The organism is Paraburkholderia phenoliruptrix (assembly GCF_019511605.1).
Lineage (GTDB): Bacteria > Pseudomonadota > Gammaproteobacteria > Burkholderiales > Burkholderiaceae > Paraburkholderia > Paraburkholderia phenoliruptrix_A.
In genome coordinates this window covers 16,373-33,132 of record NZ_JAEUAV010000003.1, presented here as the reverse complement: position 1 = coordinate 33,132, position 16,760 = coordinate 16,373, and the positions used below count along the sequence as shown (strand labels likewise).

Genomic DNA, 16,760 nt, shown 5'->3' with positions numbered 1-16,760 from the left:
CAGCGGGCGAATCCGCTTTCGGGCGCAAAGTAAAGCGCACCGCGCGAGCCCCCATTCTCTATGACGACGGCCACTTTCATAGGCAATTTAACGACTTACAGCACCCGTCACCGAAGTGCGGGCCATCCGTTAACGCTAAAATAGCGGTTTTCCCTCGCATTTCGCGAACGCTCCGATTGACACTTTGCGCAATCGGCACTGCGCGCGTCCACGTACGTCATGCCCACCATTGGCTCGCACAATCTGCGCAATAACCTGTTCGTCGCGCCCATGGCCGGCGTGACCGACCGTCCGTTCCGGCAGCTTTGCAAGCGGCTCGGCGCGGGCTATGCGGTGTCGGAAATGGTCGCGTCAAACGCGCAGTTGTGGAAGAGCGAGAAGACCATGCGCCGCGCGAACCACGCGGGCGAGGTCGAGCCGATCGCCGTGCAGATCGCCGGCGCCGACCCCGCAATGATGGCCGAAGCCGCACGCTACAACGTGGCGAACGGCGCGCAGATCATCGACATCAATATGGGCTGCCCAGCCAAGAAGGTGTGCAACGTGGCGGCGGGCTCGGCCCTGTTGCAGAACGAGCCGCTCGTGCAGCGCATCGTCGAGGCGGTGGTGGGCGCAGTGGGCGTCGGTCCCGACGCCGTGCCGGTCACGCTGAAAATTCGCACCGGCTGGAATCGCGAGAACCGCAACGCGCTGAACGTCGCGCGGCTCGCGGAGGCCGCCGGCATTTCCATGCTGACCGTGCATGGCCGCACGCGGGCCGACCTGTACCACGGCGAGGCCGAATACGAGACCATTGCCGCCGTGAAGGCCGCCGTGCGTATTCCGGTGGTGGCCAACGGCGACATAACGTCGCCGGAAAAGGCGCGCCACGTGCTCGCCGTGACCGGCGCGGACGCCATCATGATCGGCCGCGCGGCGCAGGGGCGCCCGTGGCTTTTCCGCGAGATCGAGCATTTCCTGCAAACGGGCGATCTGCTGCCGCCGCCGCGCATCGACGAAATCCAGCAGGTCATGAACGAGCACCTGGAAGATCACTACGCGTTCTACGGGGAATTTACAGGCGTTCGCACTGCGCGCAAGCACATCGGCTGGTACACTCGCGGCCTTTCTGGCGCCAACGTGTTCCGGCATCGCATGAATACGCTCGACACCACGCGCGAACAACTCCTCGCCGTCAACGAATTTTTCGACGCACAGAAGGCGATCTCCGAGCGCCTCGTCTACGTCGACGAAGCCGTTGGCAACCCGGAAGCGGGCGCGAGCGGCGAGGACCACACCGACCGACTAGCAGCATGAGCAAGAACAACATCGAACAATCTGTCCGCGACAGCCTGGGCATTTACTTCCAGGACCTCGACGGCTCCAATCCGCACGACGTCTATGACATGGTGATTTCGTGCGTGGAAAAACCCCTGCTCGAAGTGGTGCTCGAGCAGGCCGGCGGCAATCAGTCGCTGGCCGCCGAGTATCTCGGCATCAACCGCAATACGCTGCGCAAGAAGCTGCAACAGCACGGCCTGTTGTAGCGCAGGTAGTTTTCTCGCGCCCTGCCACGTTTCCCTTCGGCTTTTCGTCTTCATCATGATCAAGCAAGCGCTCATCTCCGTTTCCGACAAGTCCGGCATCGTCGACTTCGCCAGGTCGCTGTCGGACCTCGGCGTCAAGATCCTGTCGACCGGCGGCACCGCGAAACTGCTCGCGGACGCGGGCCTCTCCGTCACCGAAGTCGCCGACTACACGGGCTTCCCGGAAATGCTGGACGGGCGCGTGAAAACGCTGCATCCGAAGGTGCACGGCGGCATTCTGGCGCGCCGCGACCTGCCGGAACACATGGCCGCGCTCGAAAAGCACGACATTCCGACCATCGACCTGCTCGTCGTGAACCTGTACCCGTTCGTGCAGACGGTCTCGAAAGAAGAGTGCTCGCTTGAAGACGCTATCGAGAACATCGACATTGGCGGCCCGACCATGCTGCGCTCGGCCGCGAAGAATCATCGCGACGTGACCGTCGTGGTCGATCCGGCCGACTACGCGCTGGTGCTGGACGAAATGCGCGCGAGCAACAACAGCGTGTCGTACAAGACCAATTTCCGTCTCGCGACCAAGGTTTTCGCGCATACCGCGCAGTACGACGGCGCGATCACGAACTACCTGACGAGCCTCACCGAGGAATTGCAGCACACGTCGCGCAACACGTACCCGGCTACGTTCAACCTCGCCTTCAGCAAGGTGCAGGACTTGCGCTATGGCGAAAATCCGCATCAGAGCGCCGCGTTCTATCGCGATCTGTCGGTGCCGGCCGGCGCGCTCGCGAACTACAACCAGTTGCAGGGTAAGGAACTGTCGTACAACAACATCGCAGACTCCGACGCCGCATGGGAATGCGTGAAGACCTTCGACGTGCCGGCCTGCGTGATCGTCAAGCATGCGAATCCGTGTGGCGTGGCGGTGGGCGCCAACGCGAACGAAGCGTATTCGAAGGCGTTCCAGACCGACCCGACGTCGGCGTTCGGCGGGATCATCGCCTTCAATCGCGAAGTGGACGAAGCCGCGGCGCAAGCGGTGGCGAAGCAGTTCGTCGAAGTGCTGATCGCGCCGTCGTTCAGCAGCGAGGCGCGCCAGGTGTTCGCGGCCAAGCAGAACGTGCGGCTGCTGGAAATCGCATTGGGCGACGGCCATAACACATTCGATCTGAAGCGCGTGGGCGGCGGTCTGCTGGTTCAATCGCTGGATTCGAAGAATGTGCAGCCGCGCGAACTGCGCGTGGTCACGAAGCGTCACCCCACGCCGAAGGAAATGGACGACCTGTTGTTCGCATGGCGCGTCGCGAAGTACGTGAAGTCGAACGCAATCGTGTTCTGCGCCAACGGCATGACGCTCGGCGTCGGCGCGGGCCAGATGAGCCGTGTGGACTCGGCGCGCATCGCCAGCATCAAGGCGCAGAATGCCGGCTTGACGCTGGCGGGCTCGGCCGTGGCGTCGGACGCATTCTTCCCGTTCCGCGACGGCCTGGACGTGGTCGTGGCTGCGGGCGCGACCTGCGTGATCCAGCCGGGCGGCTCGATGCGCGACGACGAAGTGGTGAGCGCCGCCGATGAGCACAACATCGCGATGGTGCTGACGGGCGTGCGTCACTTCCGGCATTGAGTTTCGCTTGAATTGAGGTTCGCTTGAACGGGGGCTGGCTGGTGCAGCCGCTGTAAGAGACATTGGAACGGCCTGGCGGGAATTTCCGCTGGGCCGTTCTGTTTTTGTGGGGGTTGGCGGCGGCGGACGCAAGTCCGCAACACGTGCTCGCGGCATCAATCCGGCGGGTCCTTGCGCTCGTAATGGTCCCTCACTTCGGGATGCTGGCTGATGTAGGTGCCGAGGCCCTCGCCCCGCTTCGCGAGTCGCTTGAGCGCCGCGACATGTGTTTCGCCGACGCTGCTTTCGGAGTACCAGTACGTCGTGCCCGAGTTGAAGCGAGCGGCGACGAAGTTGTCGCCGATCTCATACGCGACGACGCCTGACTTCCCACTTCTGTTTCCATAGCGCTGCATACGCAATCACCTCCGGCTGACAGCACCAGCAGTTTTTATTCCGCTTGCGCCACGCTTTGCGGGCCGCCGGGCGGCGTGTCTGTTGTAGTATCGCAGGCACTTGGCCTTAACCGCATATGCGGCATTTCATGAGAATTCTCGGCATCGACCCCGGCTTGCGCGTCACCGGCTTCGGCGTGATCGACCAGAGCGGACACACGCTCAGCTATGTGGCGAGCGGCGTCATCAAAACTGCCGACGCCGACCTGCCGTCGCGGCTCGGCACTATTTTCGACGGCATTTCGACACTGATCCGCCAGCACTCGCCGGATCAAGCGGCGATCGAAAAAGTCTTCGTCAACGTCAACCCACAGTCCACCTTGCTGCTCGGCCAGGCGCGCGGCGCGGCGATTTGCGGCCTCGTCGCGGGCGGCGTGCCGGTTGCCGAATACACCGCTTTGCAGTTGAAGCAGGCCGTGGTCGGCTACGGCCGCGCGACCAAGGAGCAGATGCAGCAGATGGTCGTGCGGCTATTGAGCCTGTCCGGCGTGCCGGGCACCGACGCCGCCGACGCGCTCGGCATGGCGATCTGTCACGCGCACGGCGGCACGACCTTGGGCACGCTCGGCGGGATCGCACCGTCGCTGGCGAAAAAAGGATTGCGCGTCAGACGCGGGCGCCTCGTCGGATAATCTCGCGGCGTCTTCTCACGAAGCGCCGCCGCGCGCATGCGGCAAGCGTTTTTTCGCGTGGTGCATGCCGCCGCGATCGGCGGCGCGCACGCGCTGCGCTACACTCGCCCTTTCTCACAAGTTCGAACTCGCCATGATCGGTCGCATTGCCGGCGTTCTGCTGGAAAAAAACCCGCCGCATCTGCTCGTCGACTGCAACGGCGTCGGTTATGAAGTCGATGTACCGATGAGCACGTTCTACAACCTGCCGTCCACCGGCGAGCGGGTCGTGCTGCTCACGCAAATGATCGTGCGCGAAGACGCGCATCTGCTGTACGGCTTCGGCACCGCCGAGGAACGTTCCACCTTCCGCGAGCTGCTGAAGATTTCCGGCATTGGCGCCCGCATGGCGCTCGCCGTGCTCTCCGGCATGAGCGTGCACGAACTCTCGCAGACGGTCACGCTGCAGGACGCCGCGCGCCTCACGCGCGTGCCCGGCATCGGCAAGAAGACCGCCGAGCGGCTGCTGCTCGAACTGAAGGGCAAGCTCGGCGCGGACCTCGGTGCAATGGCCGGCGCCGTGTCGGCGTCCGACCACGCGTCCGACATTCTCAACGCGCTGCTCGCGTTGGGTTACTCGGAGAAGGAAGCCCTTGCCGCGATCAAGAACGTGCCGGCCGGAACCGGCGTGTCGGACGGAATCAAGCTTGCGTTGAAGGCTTTGTCCAAGGCGTGAGCGTTGGGCGGGCGGGAGCCGTGAGCAATCTGCGCCCCTAGCGCATCCTGGCCATTCGGCCGATTTCGCGCCGCGCCTCGCGCGGTACAATGACCGCATGATCGAAACCGACAAACTCGCCGCCGAGCGCATCATCGCGGCCACGCCCGTCTCGCCGAACGAGGAAGCGTTCGAACGCGCGTTGCGCCCGCGCCAGCTCGAAGAATATGTCGGGCAGGAGAAAGTGCGCGGCCAGCTGGAAATCTTTATCGAGGCCGCCCGCCGGCGCTCGGAGTCGCTTGACCACGTGTTGCTGTTCGGGCCGCCGGGGTTGGGCAAGACCACGCTCGCGCACATTATTGCGCGCGAAATGGGCGTGAACCTGCGGCAAACCTCCGGGCCGGTGCTCGAGCGTGCCGGCGACCTCGCCGCGCTGCTGACCAATCTCGAAGCGAACGACGTACTGTTCATCGACGAAATTCACCGGCTCTCGCCGGTCGTCGAGGAAATTCTGTACCCCGCGCTCGAGGATTATCAGATCGACATCATGATCGGCGAAGGGCCGGCCGCGCGCAGCGTGAAGCTGGACCTGCAGCCGTTCACACTGGTGGGCGCGACCACCCGCGCGGGCATGCTCACCAATCCGCTGCGCGATCGCTTCGGCATCGTCGCGCGGCTCGAGTTCTATAACGCGGAAGAGCTTGCGCGTATCGTCACGCGTTCAGCTTCGCTGCTCAATGCACAGATTCATCCTGACGGCGCGTTTGAAATCGCGAGGCGCGCGCGCGGCACGCCCCGTATTGCCAACCGGCTGCTGCGGCGCGTGCGCGATTTCGCCGAAGTCAAGGCCGACGGCAACATCACCGCGCAGGTGGCGGATGCGGCGCTGAGCATGCTTGACGTCGACCCGGTCGGCTTCGACCTGATGGACCGCAAGCTGCTCGAAGCGATCCTGCACAAGTTCGACGGCGGACCTGTCGGCGTCGACAATCTGGCGGCCGCAATCGGCGAAGAGCGGGACACCATCGAAGATGTCCTTGAGCCGTACCTGATCCAGCAAGGCTTCCTGCAGCGCACGCCGCGCGGCCGCGTCGCCACGCTGCTCACGTACCGGCACTTCGGGCTCGCGGCGCCGGACTCGTCGAGCTCCCTGCCGGGCCTCTGGGACTCGCCTGCGACCTGAGCGCGGCCTGACTCCCACCCGCAGCGCGCGCGCCGGGGCTGCGAGGCAATGCAAGAAGTCTCGAATGAAACGAGAGAGGGCCGCTCTTGCGGCACACTTGCACAAGCGCCCAGCGGCAGGTCGCGCATGAGCTGCCGATGCGCCGTGCGGCGACCTGGCCCGGAGTGCGCCTCGTTGCGACTGTGGTCCGACTACCGTGTTGACGGGAATGTCAGGGCGAGCGCACCGCCGCATGGCCGCTGTGCGCAAAGCGGATTCGCGCACAGCAACGCGCAACAAGCCCGTCGCGATTAACGGCCCGGTTCCGGGACCTTTCTGAAACTATCGTCGGCGCCCGGCGCGTCGAGATGCGATACATCGCCCCACGAGACTATCGTCGCGCGGCCGTCGTCGAAATTCACCACGTTCACGCTCGTATTCAGCAACGCGTAGTCGCGCGGCGCATCGAGCGGCAAACCGCATGCGAAGCGGCGCACGCAGTCGAGCACGCCGCCATGCGCAACGCAGGCAATCCGGCCGCCAGGATGCGCGGCAACCAGCGGCTCGATGGCATGCAGCACCCGGTGATAGAACGCGCGCTGCGACTCGCCCTCGGGCGGCGCGAAGCCGGGGTCGCGGGTCTGCCAGTGCGCATATTCATCCGGAAAACGCGCGGCGATTTCATCGCTGTCGTGGCCCTGGAATGCGCCGTAGGAGCGCTCGCGCAAACCCTCGCGCAATTGCACCGGCAAGCCAAGCGCATCCGCGACCGGCTGCGCGGTTTGCCGCGCGCGTTGCAGGTCGCTCGAATAGATCGCATCCAGCCGCGCGCCGCGCTTCGCTTCGTCCGCGATACGGCGGGCAAGATGTTGCGCCTGCTCGAGGCCGACCGCCGCGAGCGGAATGTCGATATGCCCTTGAATGCGCTTGATGCGGTTCCACTCGGTCTCGCCGTGCCGGATAAACAGGATCTGCGTGGTCATGGGTGAAGGTGGCGCTGTTCGCCGGTGGTGTCGAGCCGCTATTGTCGCAAGAACCGCGCGCAACTCAGGCGTGGGTCTGCAGCCACAAGGTGACGGGACCGTCGTTGACGAGCGAAACCTGCATCTCGGCGCCGAATTCGCCGGTCTCGACGATCGGATGTCTGGCGCGCGCCGCGGCAACGAAATAGTCGAAGAGGCGCTTGCCTTCGTCCGGCGGGGCGGCTGGCGTGAAGCTCGGCCGCAGGCCGCTGTTGGTGTCCGCGGCCAGCGTGAACTGCGAGACCAGCAACAAGCCGCCCGCGCGGCCCGCTCCGTCCACGTTCTGCACCGACAGGTTCATCTTGCCGGCGGCGTCGCTGAACACGCGGTAGCCGAGCACCTTGGCAAGCAGCCGGTCGGCGGCCGCTTCGGTGTCGCCGCGCTCCGCACACACGAGTGCGAGCAGGCCAGCGTCGATTGCGCCGGTCACGCGTTCGCTTTGCCCTTCCACGACGCGCACCTCGGCGCGCCGCACGCGCTGGATCAACGCGATCATCGTGCCGACTCCGGCTTCGCAGTTCGATGCATGGCTCGCAAGCTCAGGCTGTTAGCGAAACGCGAGCAAAGCGGCGCTTGCCCACCTGCACGACGTACTCGCCGGCCTCGACTTTCAGGCCCTTGTCGGACACGGTCGCACCGTCGATTTTCACGCCGCCCTGCTCGATATTGCGCAGCGCTTCGCTCGTCGACGGCACGAGGTTCGCCTGCTTCAGCAACTGGCCGATGGCAAGCGGCGCGCCGCTGAGCGCGACTGCGGGAATATCGTCCGGCACGCCGCCCTTCGCGCGGTGGTTGAAGTCTTCCAGCGCACGCTCGGCGTCGGCCTGCGAATGGAAGCGTGCCACGATTTCCTGGCCCAGCATGACCTTGAAATCGCGCGGATTGCGCCCGGCCTCGGCCTCTTTCCTGAACGCCGCGATTTCGTCCATCGGACGGAACGACAGCAGTTCGAAGTAACGCCACATCAGCGTGTCGGAAATGCTCATCAGCTTGCCGAACATGTCTGTCGGCTTTTCGCTGATGCCGATGTAGTTGTTCTTCGACTTCGACATTTTTTCCACGCCGTCGAGCCCTTCGAGTAGCGGCATGGTCAGAATGCACTGTTGTTCCTGGCCATACTGCTTCTGCAATTCGCGGCCGACCAGCAGGTTGAACTTCTGGTCGGTGCCGCCGAGTTCCAGGTCTGCATTGAGCGCGACGGAGTCGTAGCCCTGCATGAGCGGGTACAGAAATTCGTGGATCGAAATGGGAACGCCGCTCTGGAAACGCTTGGTAAAGTCCTCGCGCTCGAGAATGCGCGCCACCGTGTAGCGCGACGCGAGCTTGATCATGCCGTCGGCGCCGAGCGGCATCGACCATTCGCTGTTGTAGCGGATTTCGGTCTTCTCGCGGTCGAGCACCAGCGCGGCCTGCTCGAAATACGTCTTTGCGTTCGATTCGATCTGTTCGCGCGTGAGCGGCGGGCGCGTGGCGTTGCGGCCCGACGGATCGCCGATCAGCGAGGTGAAATCGCCGATCAGGAAAATCACCGTGTGACCCAGGTCCTGCAACTGGCGCATCTTGTTGAGCACCACCGTGTGGCCGATGTGAATGTCGGGCGCGGTCGGATCGAGCCCGAGCTTGATGCGCAGCGGCGTGCCGGTTGCCGCGCTTCTCGCGAGTTTTTGCGCGAATTCGTCCTCGATCAGCAATTCGTCGACGCCCCGCTTGGTGACGGCGAGCGCGTGACGGACTTCGTCGGTGATCGGAAAGGCGGGGGCGGGGTTCGGCTTGTTGGACTCGGTGCTCATGCTGGAAACGTGAAGTCGCGAAAAAAACAGATTGTCCCATAGATGCGCGCCGCCGCGCCCTCCAAAGCCGTGGCGAGCGCGGGCGGGCGACGAGAAATCCGCAGCCGGCCGTGCGCGCAAACAAGGCGGGCGCTTCATATTGAACCGCGCTTGCGTCGATAATCTGCTACAACCTTGGCAGACAAGCGATCAGGACGCAGCAGTGAACCCGCAACGAAAAACCATCGACAGGAGCAGCAACGTGGCGCAAGACTCCGCAGACGGCGTCTACTTTGGATTGATGTCCGGCACCAGCATGGACGGCGTGGATGGGGTAGCCGTACGCTTCGCCGAGGGCGAGCCGCCTGTGGTGCTGGCCGAGGCGTTCGTCGGTTTCGCGGCGGGCTTGCGTGAGGCGCTGTTCGCGCTGCAACAGCCCGGCGAGAACGAAATAGAACGCGAGGCGCTTGCCGCCAACGCGCTCGCCACGCGGTATACGGTGTGCTGTCACGAACTGCTGCGCGAGTGCCACGTGCCAGCCGCCGAAGTGCGCGCGATCGGCGTGCACGGGCAGACGGTGCGGCACCGGCCGGAAAAGGGCTATACGCGGCAGATCAACAATCCGGCGCTGCTCGCCGAGATGATGCATATCGACGTGGTCGCCGATTTCCGCAGCCGCGACGTCGCGGCGGGCGGCCAGGGCGCGCCGCTCGTGCCGGCGTTTCACGCGACGGTGTTCGGCGCGAAAGACGAGACGCGCGTGGTTTGCAACCTTGGCGGCATCAGCAACATTACGATTTTGCATGCGACCGGCAACGTGCGCGGCTTCGATTGCGGCCCGGCGAACGCGCTCCTCGACGAGTGGGCGCAACGCCACCTCGGCAAACCGTTCGACGAAAACGGGCACTTCGCGGCCGCCGGCCAGGTGGACCGCTCGCTACTGAGTGCGTTGCTCGACGAGCCGTACTTTGCGCAGCAGCCGCCCAAAAGCACGGGGCGCGATCTGTTCAACACCGAGTGGCTCGACGCGAAGCTAAAGCCGTTTGCCTCGCTCGCGCCCGCGGACGTCCAGGCAACGCTCGTCGCATTGACTGCAGTGACGATTGCAAGGGAAATCGAGCGACACGCTTCGGACGCGAAAGCAGTCTATGTGTGCGGGGGAGGCGCGCGTAATCCGGAGGTGATGAAGGCGCTGCAACAGGCGCTGGAAGACAGCGGCGTGCGCGGCGTGCCCGTCATGACCACCGACGCGCTCGGCGTGCCGCCCAGCCAGGTCGAGCCGCTTGCGTTCGCGTGGCTTGCCATGCGCTGCGTCGCGCGCCTGCCGGGCAATCTGTCGGCGGTCACGGGCGCCAGCGCGCCGCGGGTGCTTGGCGCGATTTATCCGCGCTGACGGCTGCGCCTCGGCGTTTGCGCGTTGACGCGTTGGCGGGCGCGCATGGCGTTGGATTCGGGGCGAATGCGGGCCGCGCTTTTCGGTGCGCGGCAGGCAACAAAAACGGGGCCGTAGCCCCGTTTCTGGCAATGTGCTGCCTGAGCGGCTTTTAAACCGAGAACGACGAGCCGCAACCGCAAGTCGTGGTTGCGTTCGGATTCTTGATGACGAATTGCGCGCCGTTAATGTCGTCCTTGTAGTCGATCTCGGCGCCAACCAGATACTGGTAGCTCATCGAGTCGATCAACAATTGCACGCCGCTCTTGTTCATGACGGTGTCGTCTTCGTTCACGGCTTCGTCGAACGTAAAACCGTATTGAAAGCCCGAGCAGCCGCCGCCCTGCACGAAAACGCGCAGTTTCAGGTCCGCATTGCCTTCTTCTTCGATCAGTTGCTTGACCTTGTCAGCCGCTGCGTCGGTAAAAACGAAGGGGGCCGGCATCTCGGTCACGGGTGTTTCGGTGACTGCGTTCATTCGAACTCTCCAGAAAGCTTCTAACCGCTATTGTAGGGCTGATCTCGATATCGTGCCGAAGCCCACAAAATCAATGGGTTCTTACAGAAATCCGGTTTGACGGCCGGCGCGCAAGTGCGTTCGCGCGGCGAGTGGAAAAGGCGGCGCGGCGGCGTCGAACTTGCTGCCTGGATGGAGCGCGGCCGCGCAAACGCAGACGGCCAGGAACTGCCGCGCCGTAAAAGCCGGATCGCCATCGCTGCATGGCTGCTCCCGCAGGGAATAAAAAAAGCCGCCTTCGCGACAGCGTTGGCGGCTTTTGCTGCGTTCCGGCGAGGGGCCGGTTCGCACACGAAACGGATTAACGCTTCGAGAATTGCTTCCGGCGACGTGCCTTGTGGAAACCGACCTTCTTACGTTCCACTTCGCGAGCGTCACGCGTAACGAAGCCAGCCTTCGACAGTTCCGGCTTCAGCGTTGCGTCGTAGTCCATCAGCGCGCGGGTGATGCCGTGGCGAACCGCACCGGCCTGACCCGTTTCACCGCCACCCGTCACGTTGACCTTGATGTCGAACGTGGCAGCGTGGTTCGTGAGTTCCAGCGGCTGACGCACGATCATCAGCGACGTTTCGCGCGAGAAGTAATCGGCGATAGGCTTGCCGTTCACAACGATGTCGCCCTTGCCTGCCTTGATGAACACGCGTGCGACGGCGCTCTTGCGGCGGCCCGTGCCGTAATTCCAGTTACCGATCATGTGGGCTCCCCTTAGATCTCGAGCGCCTTCGGCTGTTGCGCCGAATGCGGATGCGTTGCGTCAGCGTAGACCTTCAGCTTCTTGATCATCGCGTAGCCGAGCGGGCCCTTCGGCAGCATGCCTTTGACCGCCTTCTCGAGCGCGCGGCCCGGGAAGCGTTCCTGCATCTTGCCGAACGTCGTTTCGTAAATACCGCCCGGGTAGCCCGAGTGACGGTAGTACTTCTTGTCAGTGGTCTTGTTGCCCGTGACCTTCAGCTTGCCGGCGTTGATAACGATGATGAAATCACCCGTGTCGACGTGCGGAGTGAATTCAGGCTTGTGCTTGCCGCGAAGACGGTGTGCCACTTCGCTGGCGACACGCCCGAGAACCTTATCCGTCGCGTCAATCACGTACCATTCGCGCGCCACCTCATGGGCTTTTGCGGAAAACGTCTTCATGATCGATCCAAAAAAATTGCTGCGCCCAATGTGTTTTTTCCTGCTTGTAGTGTGCGCATCGAGGCGCGTGCAGGCTCTCCCTGTTCTTCCTCCGCGGGCGCGGATGCGGAAAAGCCCTGAATTATAAAGGAATTTGCAACGTCAAGTCAAAATGTACGGGACTCGACGCGAAAGACGCGTTGAGCGCGCCTCGCGGCGCCTTGCCGCAACCGCGGAATAAGGGCGAAAAAAAACCCGAACAAGTGGTTCGGGTTTAATCCACCAAAGGAGGAGGTGGAGGAGACAGCGGAGGTTGCGCACTGCTGCAACCGATGGGGCAATTATATGAAGCATTCTTGTGCGACGCAAGAACATTTGCATCGCGAAATTGAATTTCATAATGTGGATTGTGGACATGCGCCGGATACTGGTCCCAATGCCCGCAAAATTCGGGGGTCTGGCCTGTAGCCGGCACGAGGCACCGCCCGCACCTAGAGTAAAACCCTAAATTGCGACCCACTCGCCGGCGCCGACCGAACATGCCGCGTCGCAACAAGCAAGCCACGATTGCGCATAATTTGGCGCCAAAGTCGCCCCGGGCGCACACGGAGAGGCCGGGCTACAATGCCGTTTCGATATAGCGAAGCGCGGTGGAGTACAGCATGGAATGCAAAGTAAGCTGGATGGGACAGGACGGAATGGCGTTCGCGGCCGAGACCGGCAGCGGCCACCTGGTCGCGATGGACGGCGCGCCGGAAGGCGGCGGCCGCAATCTCGCGCCGCGTCCCATGGAAATGGTCCTGCTCGGCACGGGCGGCTGCACCGCCTACGACGTCGTCATGATCCTGAAGAAAAGCCGCCAGGAAATCGCCGGCTGCTCGGTCACGCTGAAGGCGGAGCGCGCCAGCGAAGACCCGAAAGTGTTCACGAAAATCCACTTCCACTTCACGGTGACGGGCAAGAACCTCAACCCGGCAACCGTGGAACGCGCAATCAACCTGTCGCACGACAAATATTGCTCGGCGTCGATCATGATCGCGAAGACGGCGGAACTGACTCATTCGTTCGACATCGTGGCGAACTGAGCGCTGCGCACGGCACTGAGCGTGGCGGGCTGCAAGGCGCCGTTTAAAAGCCGCGGCTGAGGCTTTCCGGCCCACCAATGAAAATGCCGGCGTCCAAAAGACGCCGGCATTTTTTGTGAGGTGGCAAAGCACGCCGATAAGCCGGATTCTGTGCACGCGCAACGTCCGAAAACGCGACGCGCGTGGCAGCCATTCCTCTAGGCGCGCCATTACTGACGCGCTCAAGCTTCCTACCCGCAGACGAGACGGGGGCCCCGCCCTGCATCTCGAAGATGCGCGCCTGCCTACTTGGAATTGCTCCGGGTGGAGGTTACCGTGCCGGTCTGCCTTGCAGCAGCCGCGGTGCGCTCTTACCGCACCGTTTCACCCTTACCTGATCCCGGCTTGCGCCGGGCCATCGGCGGTTTGCTTTCTGTTGCCCTGTTCCGCGTGTCGCCACGGATGGCCGTTAGCCATCACCCTGCCCTGTGGAGTCCGGACTTTCCTCGCCCTCGTTGGCTTCAACTCGTGAAACCGCCGAGGCCGCGACTGCCTGGCCTGCTTTGCTGGCGCCGATTCTAGCATCTGCGCGCCGGCCCGCGCGGAACACCGACTTGTCGTCGTAGAAAGCGGGCTCTTCGTTTGCCGGCCACCAGCCGGGAATACCCAGCACCGGAAGCGGCGCGAACGCCCGGCTGGTCAGAGCTTCGGTGCCTAGCAAAGCCGCGCTGACGGCATCATCCAGCCATGCGTCGCGCGCGGCGGCGTCCCATCCGAAATAGGCGGGCGGCACATGGACGATCCACGCGTGTCCCGTGCAGGCCTTGAACGGCGCGATCAGCTTCTCAAGCAGCGCGTGGCCGAAGCAGCGCACTTCGCAACTGACGCCCCACGCGTCGCGCCGCTCCAGCAACAGCGTGCGCCAATCGAAGCCGCGCAGCGCAGCACTCAGCGCCGGGTCGGCGCACGCGAACAACAGCGCGTTTTCGTCGAACAGCGTCAGCGCATCGCGCACGCCGCCGCGCGTTGGGCCAACGCCGAGCAGGTCGATAGCTGCAGACTGCCGCGCGTTGAGCGCCGCCTTGATGCGCGGAAAGGCAAACCACATCGACGCGTTGAAGAAGTCATGCAGATTGTGGCGCGTCGGCACGCAGCCCGTGGAGGCGATGTGCGCCTCATAGGCGGAGCCGGGCGGCAAGTCGTCCTGCGCGATGAAGGCGAGCCGCTCGCCGCGGCCTGTCAGCTGCCCGGTTTGCGCGGCGTCGGCGTTCATTTCGGCGAGCAGCGCCGCGTAGCTGGTGAGCGCGGCGCGCTGCCAGCGCTGGCCGCGCACCGCGAACTGGGCAAACCACGGCTTGGACCAGTCGATTGCAGCAAACCCGGGCTGCGCGCTTGGGGACAGCGTGGCGGATGGTGTGGGCCTGCTGCCGCGGGAGCTTGCGGCGCACGCGTTGCCTCCCGTGGATTCCTCCACGCTCCCCCGCCCCGCCTCGCGCTGCGGCATCTCAGTCGCGCCTCAGACCAGCCGCCAACCGATCGATTCGCCGCCGCGCAGCGGCACCACCGGTGTATCGCCGACCGGCAACTCCGCCGGCAGCGTCCACTCCTCGCGGCGCAGCGTGACTTTGCCGGCATTGCGCGGCAGACCGTAAAAGTCGGCACCGTAGAAGCTCGCAAAGCCTTCGAGCTTGTCGAGCGCCCCGGCTTTGTCGAAAGCCTCGGTGTACAACTCGAGCGCGTGCAGCGCCGTATAGCAGCCCGCGCAGCCGCACGCGTGCTCCTTCAGACCCTTCGGATGCGGCGCGCTGTCGGTGCCGAGGAAAAAGCGCGGATTGCCCGAGGTTGCCGCTTCGACCAGCGCGAGGCGATGCGTTTCGCGCTTCAACACCGGCAGGCAATAGTAATGCGGGCGGATGCCGCCCTGGAAAATCGCATTGCGGTTGTAGAGCAGATGGTGCGCGGTAATCGTCGCGCCCAATAGGTTGGCCGGCGCGCCGGCTTCGCGGATGTAGTCCACCGCGTCTTTCGTCGTGATGTGCTCGAACACCACTTTCAGCGCCGGGAAGTCGCGGCGCAGCGGCGTCATCACCCGGTCGATAAAAACCTTCTCGCGGTCGAACAGATCGATCGACGAGTCGGTCACCTCGCCGTGCACGAGCAGCGGCATGCCGGTTTCCTGCATCGTTTCCAGCGTTTTCGCGCACTTCATGATGTCGGTTACGCCCGCGTCCGAGTTCGTGGTTGCGCCCGCCGGATACAGTTTCACGCCATGCACGATGCCGCTTTGACGCGCGCGGCGAATCTCGTCGGGCGGTGTGTTGTCGGTCAGGTACAGCGTCATGAGCGGCTCGAACTGCGCACCCGCCGGAATGGCGGCGACAATCCGCTCGCGGTACGCCTGCGCCATCGCCGTCGTGGTGACCGGCGGTTTCAGATTCGGCATGATGATCGCGCGGCCGAACTGGCGCGCGGTATCCGGCAACACCGCCGCCAGCATGGCGCCGTCGCGCACGTGCAGGTGCCAGTCATCCGGGCGGGCTAGCGTGATGGAATCGGGGGAAGCGTGGGGAGCGGTCATGGCGAGTGAAGAACGAAAGCGGAACGGAAACTGATTGGAAACCAAATGGAAACTGCGGCAGATGGAAACTGCGGCGAATGAACAACGCCCGCAAAGTGCCGTCGACGAGTTCAAACCGTCGTGTTGCGGCCTGAATACACGTCAATTTTGCTATTTGGCGCTTCTGGCTCGGTGATATGCTTGGAAAATCATCATTGTAACGGCTCGCCCCGTTCACAGGCTCACCCGCAACATGTGCCAACTTCTCGGAATGAACTGCGCCGCGCCGACGGACGTCACGTTTTCGTTCACCGGCTTCGCGGCGCGCGGCGGCGTCACCGACCACCATGCCGACGGCTGGGGCATCGCCTTCTTCGAAGACAAAGCGTGTCGCCTGTTCATCGACCATCAGTCGTCGGCGACCTCGCCGATCGCGGAAATGGTCAAGCGCTATCCGATCAAATCGAAGAACACCATCGCGCATATCCGCAAGGCGACGCAGGGGCACATCCTTCTGGAAAACTGCCACCCGTTCATGCGTGAGCTGTGGGGGCGGCATTGGATCTTCGCGCACAACGGCGACCTGAAGGACTATTCGCCGGTGCTGTCGGGTGTCTATCAGCCGGTGGGCACGACCGACAGCGAACTCGCCTTCTGCGCGCTGCTGGAAGGTCTGCGCAAGACCTTTCCCGGCGCGCAGCAACCGCCGCTCAACGAACTCTTCGCCGCACTGCAAACGCTCACGCGCGAGATCACGCAGTTCGGCGTGTTCAACTTCCTCATGTCGAACGGCCAGGCGCTGTTCGCGCATTGTTCGACGCATCTGCATTACATCGTGCGGCGCTGGCCCTTTTCCACCGCGCATCTTGTCGATGCAGACGTGTCGATCGACTTCGCCAAGTACACCACGCCCGAAGATCGCGTCGCGGTGATCGCCACCCAGCCGCTCACCGACAACGAGGTGTGGACCGCGTTTGCGCCCGGCGATCTGCTGATGTTCCAGCACGGCGACGTGATCGGCCGTGTGAATGTGCCGGTGCCGGCCTCGGTTCTGGAGAAGCTGCGCAATCCGGCTCTCGACGCGTCTGCTTCGGCAAGCACGATTGCCGCTTCCGCGGCGGCCACGCCTGCTGTGGCCGAACTCGAAGTGGATCTCGAAGCGGCAGACGACGCGGCGGCGTTCGAGTCGTGAACAAGGCCGTGGCCGCCACGGCGCA

At 63.8% G+C, this 16,760-nt stretch carries 17 protein-coding genes, 1 other RNA gene and 1 pseudogene; 9 read left to right on the top strand and 10 right to left on the bottom strand.

Annotation, left to right across the window (positions count from 1 at the left end):
* The first annotated feature begins 219 nt into the window (after positions 1–219).
* Genes dusB through purH form a run of 3 tightly spaced genes read left to right on the top strand, consistent with a single transcriptional unit; the run spans position 220 to position 3,147 of the window.
* Positions 220–1,296, top strand: coding sequence for a tRNA dihydrouridine synthase DusB (dusB, locus tag JNB89_RS06325; RefSeq protein WP_220361673.1), 1,077 nt, complete (start codon positions 220–222; stop codon positions 1,294–1,296).
* Positions 1,293–1,526, top strand: a complete 234-nt coding sequence (locus JNB89_RS06320) for a Fis family transcriptional regulator (protein ID WP_006049915.1) — start codon at positions 1,293–1,295, stop codon at positions 1,524–1,526. Before dusB ends, JNB89_RS06320 begins: the two co-directional genes overlap by 4 nt.
* 55 nt (positions 1,527–1,581) lie before the next feature.
* Positions 1,582–3,147: a bifunctional phosphoribosylaminoimidazolecarboxamide formyltransferase/IMP cyclohydrolase gene (gene purH / locus JNB89_RS06315; protein ID WP_135893023.1), complete on the top strand. Its 1,566-nt coding sequence runs from the start codon at positions 1,582–1,584 to the stop codon at positions 3,145–3,147.
* Positions 3,148–3,302: 155 nt separating this feature from the next.
* Here purH and JNB89_RS06310 read toward each other — a convergent pair whose 3' ends face one another.
* On the bottom strand, positions 3,303–3,542 hold the full coding sequence (locus JNB89_RS06310; RefSeq protein WP_013340455.1) for a hypothetical protein: 240 nt from the start codon (positions 3,540–3,542) through the stop codon (positions 3,303–3,305).
* A 128-nt stretch (positions 3,543–3,670) separates the two neighbouring features.
* On the opposite strand from JNB89_RS06310, the gene ruvC reads away from it, so the two are divergent.
* The 3 genes from ruvC (at position 3,671) to ruvB (ending at position 6,090) form a co-directional block, all read left to right on the top strand.
* Positions 3,671–4,213, top strand: coding sequence for a crossover junction endodeoxyribonuclease RuvC (gene ruvC / locus JNB89_RS06305; protein ID WP_013340456.1), 543 nt, complete (start codon positions 3,671–3,673; stop codon positions 4,211–4,213).
* A 133-nt stretch (positions 4,214–4,346) separates the two neighbouring features.
* Entirely contained in the window at positions 4,347–4,928 is a 582-nt protein-coding gene (gene ruvA / locus JNB89_RS06300) for a Holliday junction branch migration protein RuvA (RefSeq protein ID WP_013340457.1), read from the top strand.
* A 97-nt stretch (positions 4,929–5,025) separates the two neighbouring features.
* Positions 5,026–6,090: a Holliday junction branch migration DNA helicase RuvB gene (gene ruvB / locus JNB89_RS06295; RefSeq protein WP_013340458.1), complete on the top strand. Its 1,065-nt coding sequence runs from the start codon at positions 5,026–5,028 to the stop codon at positions 6,088–6,090.
* 290 nt (positions 6,091–6,380) lie between these two features.
* Here the strand turns inward: ruvB and JNB89_RS06290 are convergent, their stop codons facing one another.
* The 3 genes from JNB89_RS06290 to tyrS form a co-directional block, all read right to left on the bottom strand.
* Entirely contained in the window at positions 6,381–7,052 is a 672-nt protein-coding gene (locus tag JNB89_RS06290) for a histidine phosphatase family protein (protein WP_013340459.1), read from the bottom strand.
* A 64-nt stretch (positions 7,053–7,116) separates the two neighbouring features.
* Positions 7,117–7,587, bottom strand: a complete 471-nt coding sequence (gene dtd / locus JNB89_RS06285) for a D-aminoacyl-tRNA deacylase (protein ID WP_220361672.1) — start codon at positions 7,585–7,587, stop codon at positions 7,117–7,119.
* A gap of 43 nt (positions 7,588–7,630) precedes the next feature.
* Entirely contained in the window at positions 7,631–8,881 is a 1,251-nt protein-coding gene (gene tyrS / locus JNB89_RS06280) for a tyrosine--tRNA ligase (RefSeq protein WP_013340461.1), read from the bottom strand.
* A gap of 241 nt (positions 8,882–9,122) precedes the next feature.
* Here tyrS and JNB89_RS06275 point away from each other — a divergent pair, with 241 nt between their 5' ends.
* Positions 9,123–10,253: an anhydro-N-acetylmuramic acid kinase gene (locus tag JNB89_RS06275; protein ID WP_220361834.1), complete on the top strand. Its 1,131-nt coding sequence runs from the start codon at positions 9,123–9,125 to the stop codon at positions 10,251–10,253.
* 151 nt (positions 10,254–10,404) lie between these two features.
* Here JNB89_RS06275 and erpA read toward each other — a convergent pair whose 3' ends face one another.
* From erpA to rplM, 3 genes are all read right to left on the bottom strand, one after another.
* Positions 10,405–10,770 (bottom strand): iron-sulfur cluster insertion protein ErpA, encoded by a 366-nt coding sequence (erpA, locus tag JNB89_RS06270; RefSeq protein WP_013340463.1) that lies wholly within the window; start codon positions 10,768–10,770, stop codon positions 10,405–10,407.
* 340 nt (positions 10,771–11,110) lie between these two features.
* A complete protein-coding gene (gene rpsI, locus JNB89_RS06265) occupies positions 11,111–11,503 on the bottom strand; it encodes a 30S ribosomal protein S9 (RefSeq protein ID WP_013340464.1) in 393 nt (130 codons plus the stop codon).
* A gap of 11 nt (positions 11,504–11,514) precedes the next feature.
* Entirely contained in the window at positions 11,515–11,943 is a 429-nt protein-coding gene (gene rplM, locus JNB89_RS06260) for a 50S ribosomal protein L13 (RefSeq protein WP_013340465.1), read from the bottom strand.
* A gap of 641 nt (positions 11,944–12,584) precedes the next feature.
* On the opposite strand from rplM, the gene JNB89_RS06255 reads away from it, so the two are divergent.
* On the top strand, positions 12,585–13,007 hold the full coding sequence (locus tag JNB89_RS06255; RefSeq protein ID WP_025602559.1) for an OsmC family protein: 423 nt from the start codon (positions 12,585–12,587) through the stop codon (positions 13,005–13,007).
* Between the two features lie 121 nt (positions 13,008–13,128).
* On the opposite strand, the gene rnpB is transcribed toward JNB89_RS06255, so the two are convergent.
* The 3 genes and pseudogenes from rnpB to pyrC form a co-directional block, all read right to left on the bottom strand.
* An RNA gene (rnpB, locus tag JNB89_RS06250) (RNase P RNA component class A) lies at positions 13,129–13,551 on the bottom strand.
* Positions 13,552–13,572: 21 nt separating this feature from the next.
* Positions 13,573–14,490: pseudogene (locus JNB89_RS06245) on the bottom strand (DUF3025 domain-containing protein); the annotation flags it as partial.
* A gap of 12 nt (positions 14,491–14,502) precedes the next feature.
* Positions 14,503–15,564 (bottom strand): dihydroorotase, encoded by a 1,062-nt coding sequence (gene pyrC / locus JNB89_RS06240; protein ID WP_220361671.1) that lies wholly within the window; start codon positions 15,562–15,564, stop codon positions 14,503–14,505.
* Between the two features lie 232 nt (positions 15,565–15,796).
* On the opposite strand from pyrC, the gene JNB89_RS06235 reads away from it, so the two are divergent.
* Positions 15,797–16,735, top strand: a complete 939-nt coding sequence (locus JNB89_RS06235; RefSeq protein ID WP_135893029.1) for a class II glutamine amidotransferase — start codon at positions 15,797–15,799, stop codon at positions 16,733–16,735.
* The last annotated feature ends 25 nt before the right edge of the window (positions 16,736–16,760 follow it).

What these genes read in the sequence shown, in the direction of transcription:
- dusB (WP_220361673.1), top strand. Translation starts at nt 220, where the DNA reads ATGCCCACCATTGGCTCGCACAATCTGCGCAATAACCTGTTCGTCGCG.
- JNB89_RS06320 (WP_006049915.1), top strand. Translation starts at nt 1,293, where the DNA reads ATGAGCAAGAACAACATCGAACAATCTGTCCGCGACAGCCTGGGCATT.
- purH (WP_135893023.1), top strand. Translation starts at nt 1,582, where the DNA reads ATGATCAAGCAAGCGCTCATCTCCGTTTCCGACAAGTCCGGCATCGTC.
- JNB89_RS06310 (WP_013340455.1), bottom strand. Translation starts at nt 3,542, where the DNA reads ATGCAGCGCTATGGAAACAGAAGTGGGAAGTCAGGCGTCGTCGCGTAT.
- ruvC (WP_013340456.1), top strand. Translation starts at nt 3,671, where the DNA reads ATGAGAATTCTCGGCATCGACCCCGGCTTGCGCGTCACCGGCTTCGGC.
- ruvA (WP_013340457.1), top strand. Translation starts at nt 4,347, where the DNA reads ATGATCGGTCGCATTGCCGGCGTTCTGCTGGAAAAAAACCCGCCGCAT.
- ruvB (WP_013340458.1), top strand. Translation starts at nt 5,026, where the DNA reads ATGATCGAAACCGACAAACTCGCCGCCGAGCGCATCATCGCGGCCACG.
- JNB89_RS06290 (WP_013340459.1), bottom strand. Translation starts at nt 7,052, where the DNA reads ATGACCACGCAGATCCTGTTTATCCGGCACGGCGAGACCGAGTGGAAC.
- dtd (WP_220361672.1), bottom strand. Translation starts at nt 7,587, where the DNA reads ATGATCGCGTTGATCCAGCGCGTGCGGCGCGCCGAGGTGCGCGTCGTG.
- tyrS (WP_013340461.1), bottom strand. Translation starts at nt 8,881, where the DNA reads ATGAGCACCGAGTCCAACAAGCCGAACCCCGCCCCCGCCTTTCCGATC.
- erpA (WP_013340463.1), bottom strand. Translation starts at nt 10,770, where the DNA reads ATGAACGCAGTCACCGAAACACCCGTGACCGAGATGCCGGCCCCCTTC.
- rpsI (WP_013340464.1), bottom strand. Translation starts at nt 11,503, where the DNA reads ATGATCGGTAACTGGAATTACGGCACGGGCCGCCGCAAGAGCGCCGTC.
- rplM (WP_013340465.1), bottom strand. Translation starts at nt 11,943, where the DNA reads ATGAAGACGTTTTCCGCAAAAGCCCATGAGGTGGCGCGCGAATGGTAC.
- JNB89_RS06255 (WP_025602559.1), top strand. Translation starts at nt 12,585, where the DNA reads ATGGAATGCAAAGTAAGCTGGATGGGACAGGACGGAATGGCGTTCGCG.
- pyrC (WP_220361671.1), bottom strand. Translation starts at nt 15,564, where the DNA reads ATGACCGCTCCCCACGCTTCCCCCGATTCCATCACGCTAGCCCGCCCG.
- JNB89_RS06235 (WP_135893029.1), top strand. Translation starts at nt 15,797, where the DNA reads ATGTGCCAACTTCTCGGAATGAACTGCGCCGCGCCGACGGACGTCACG.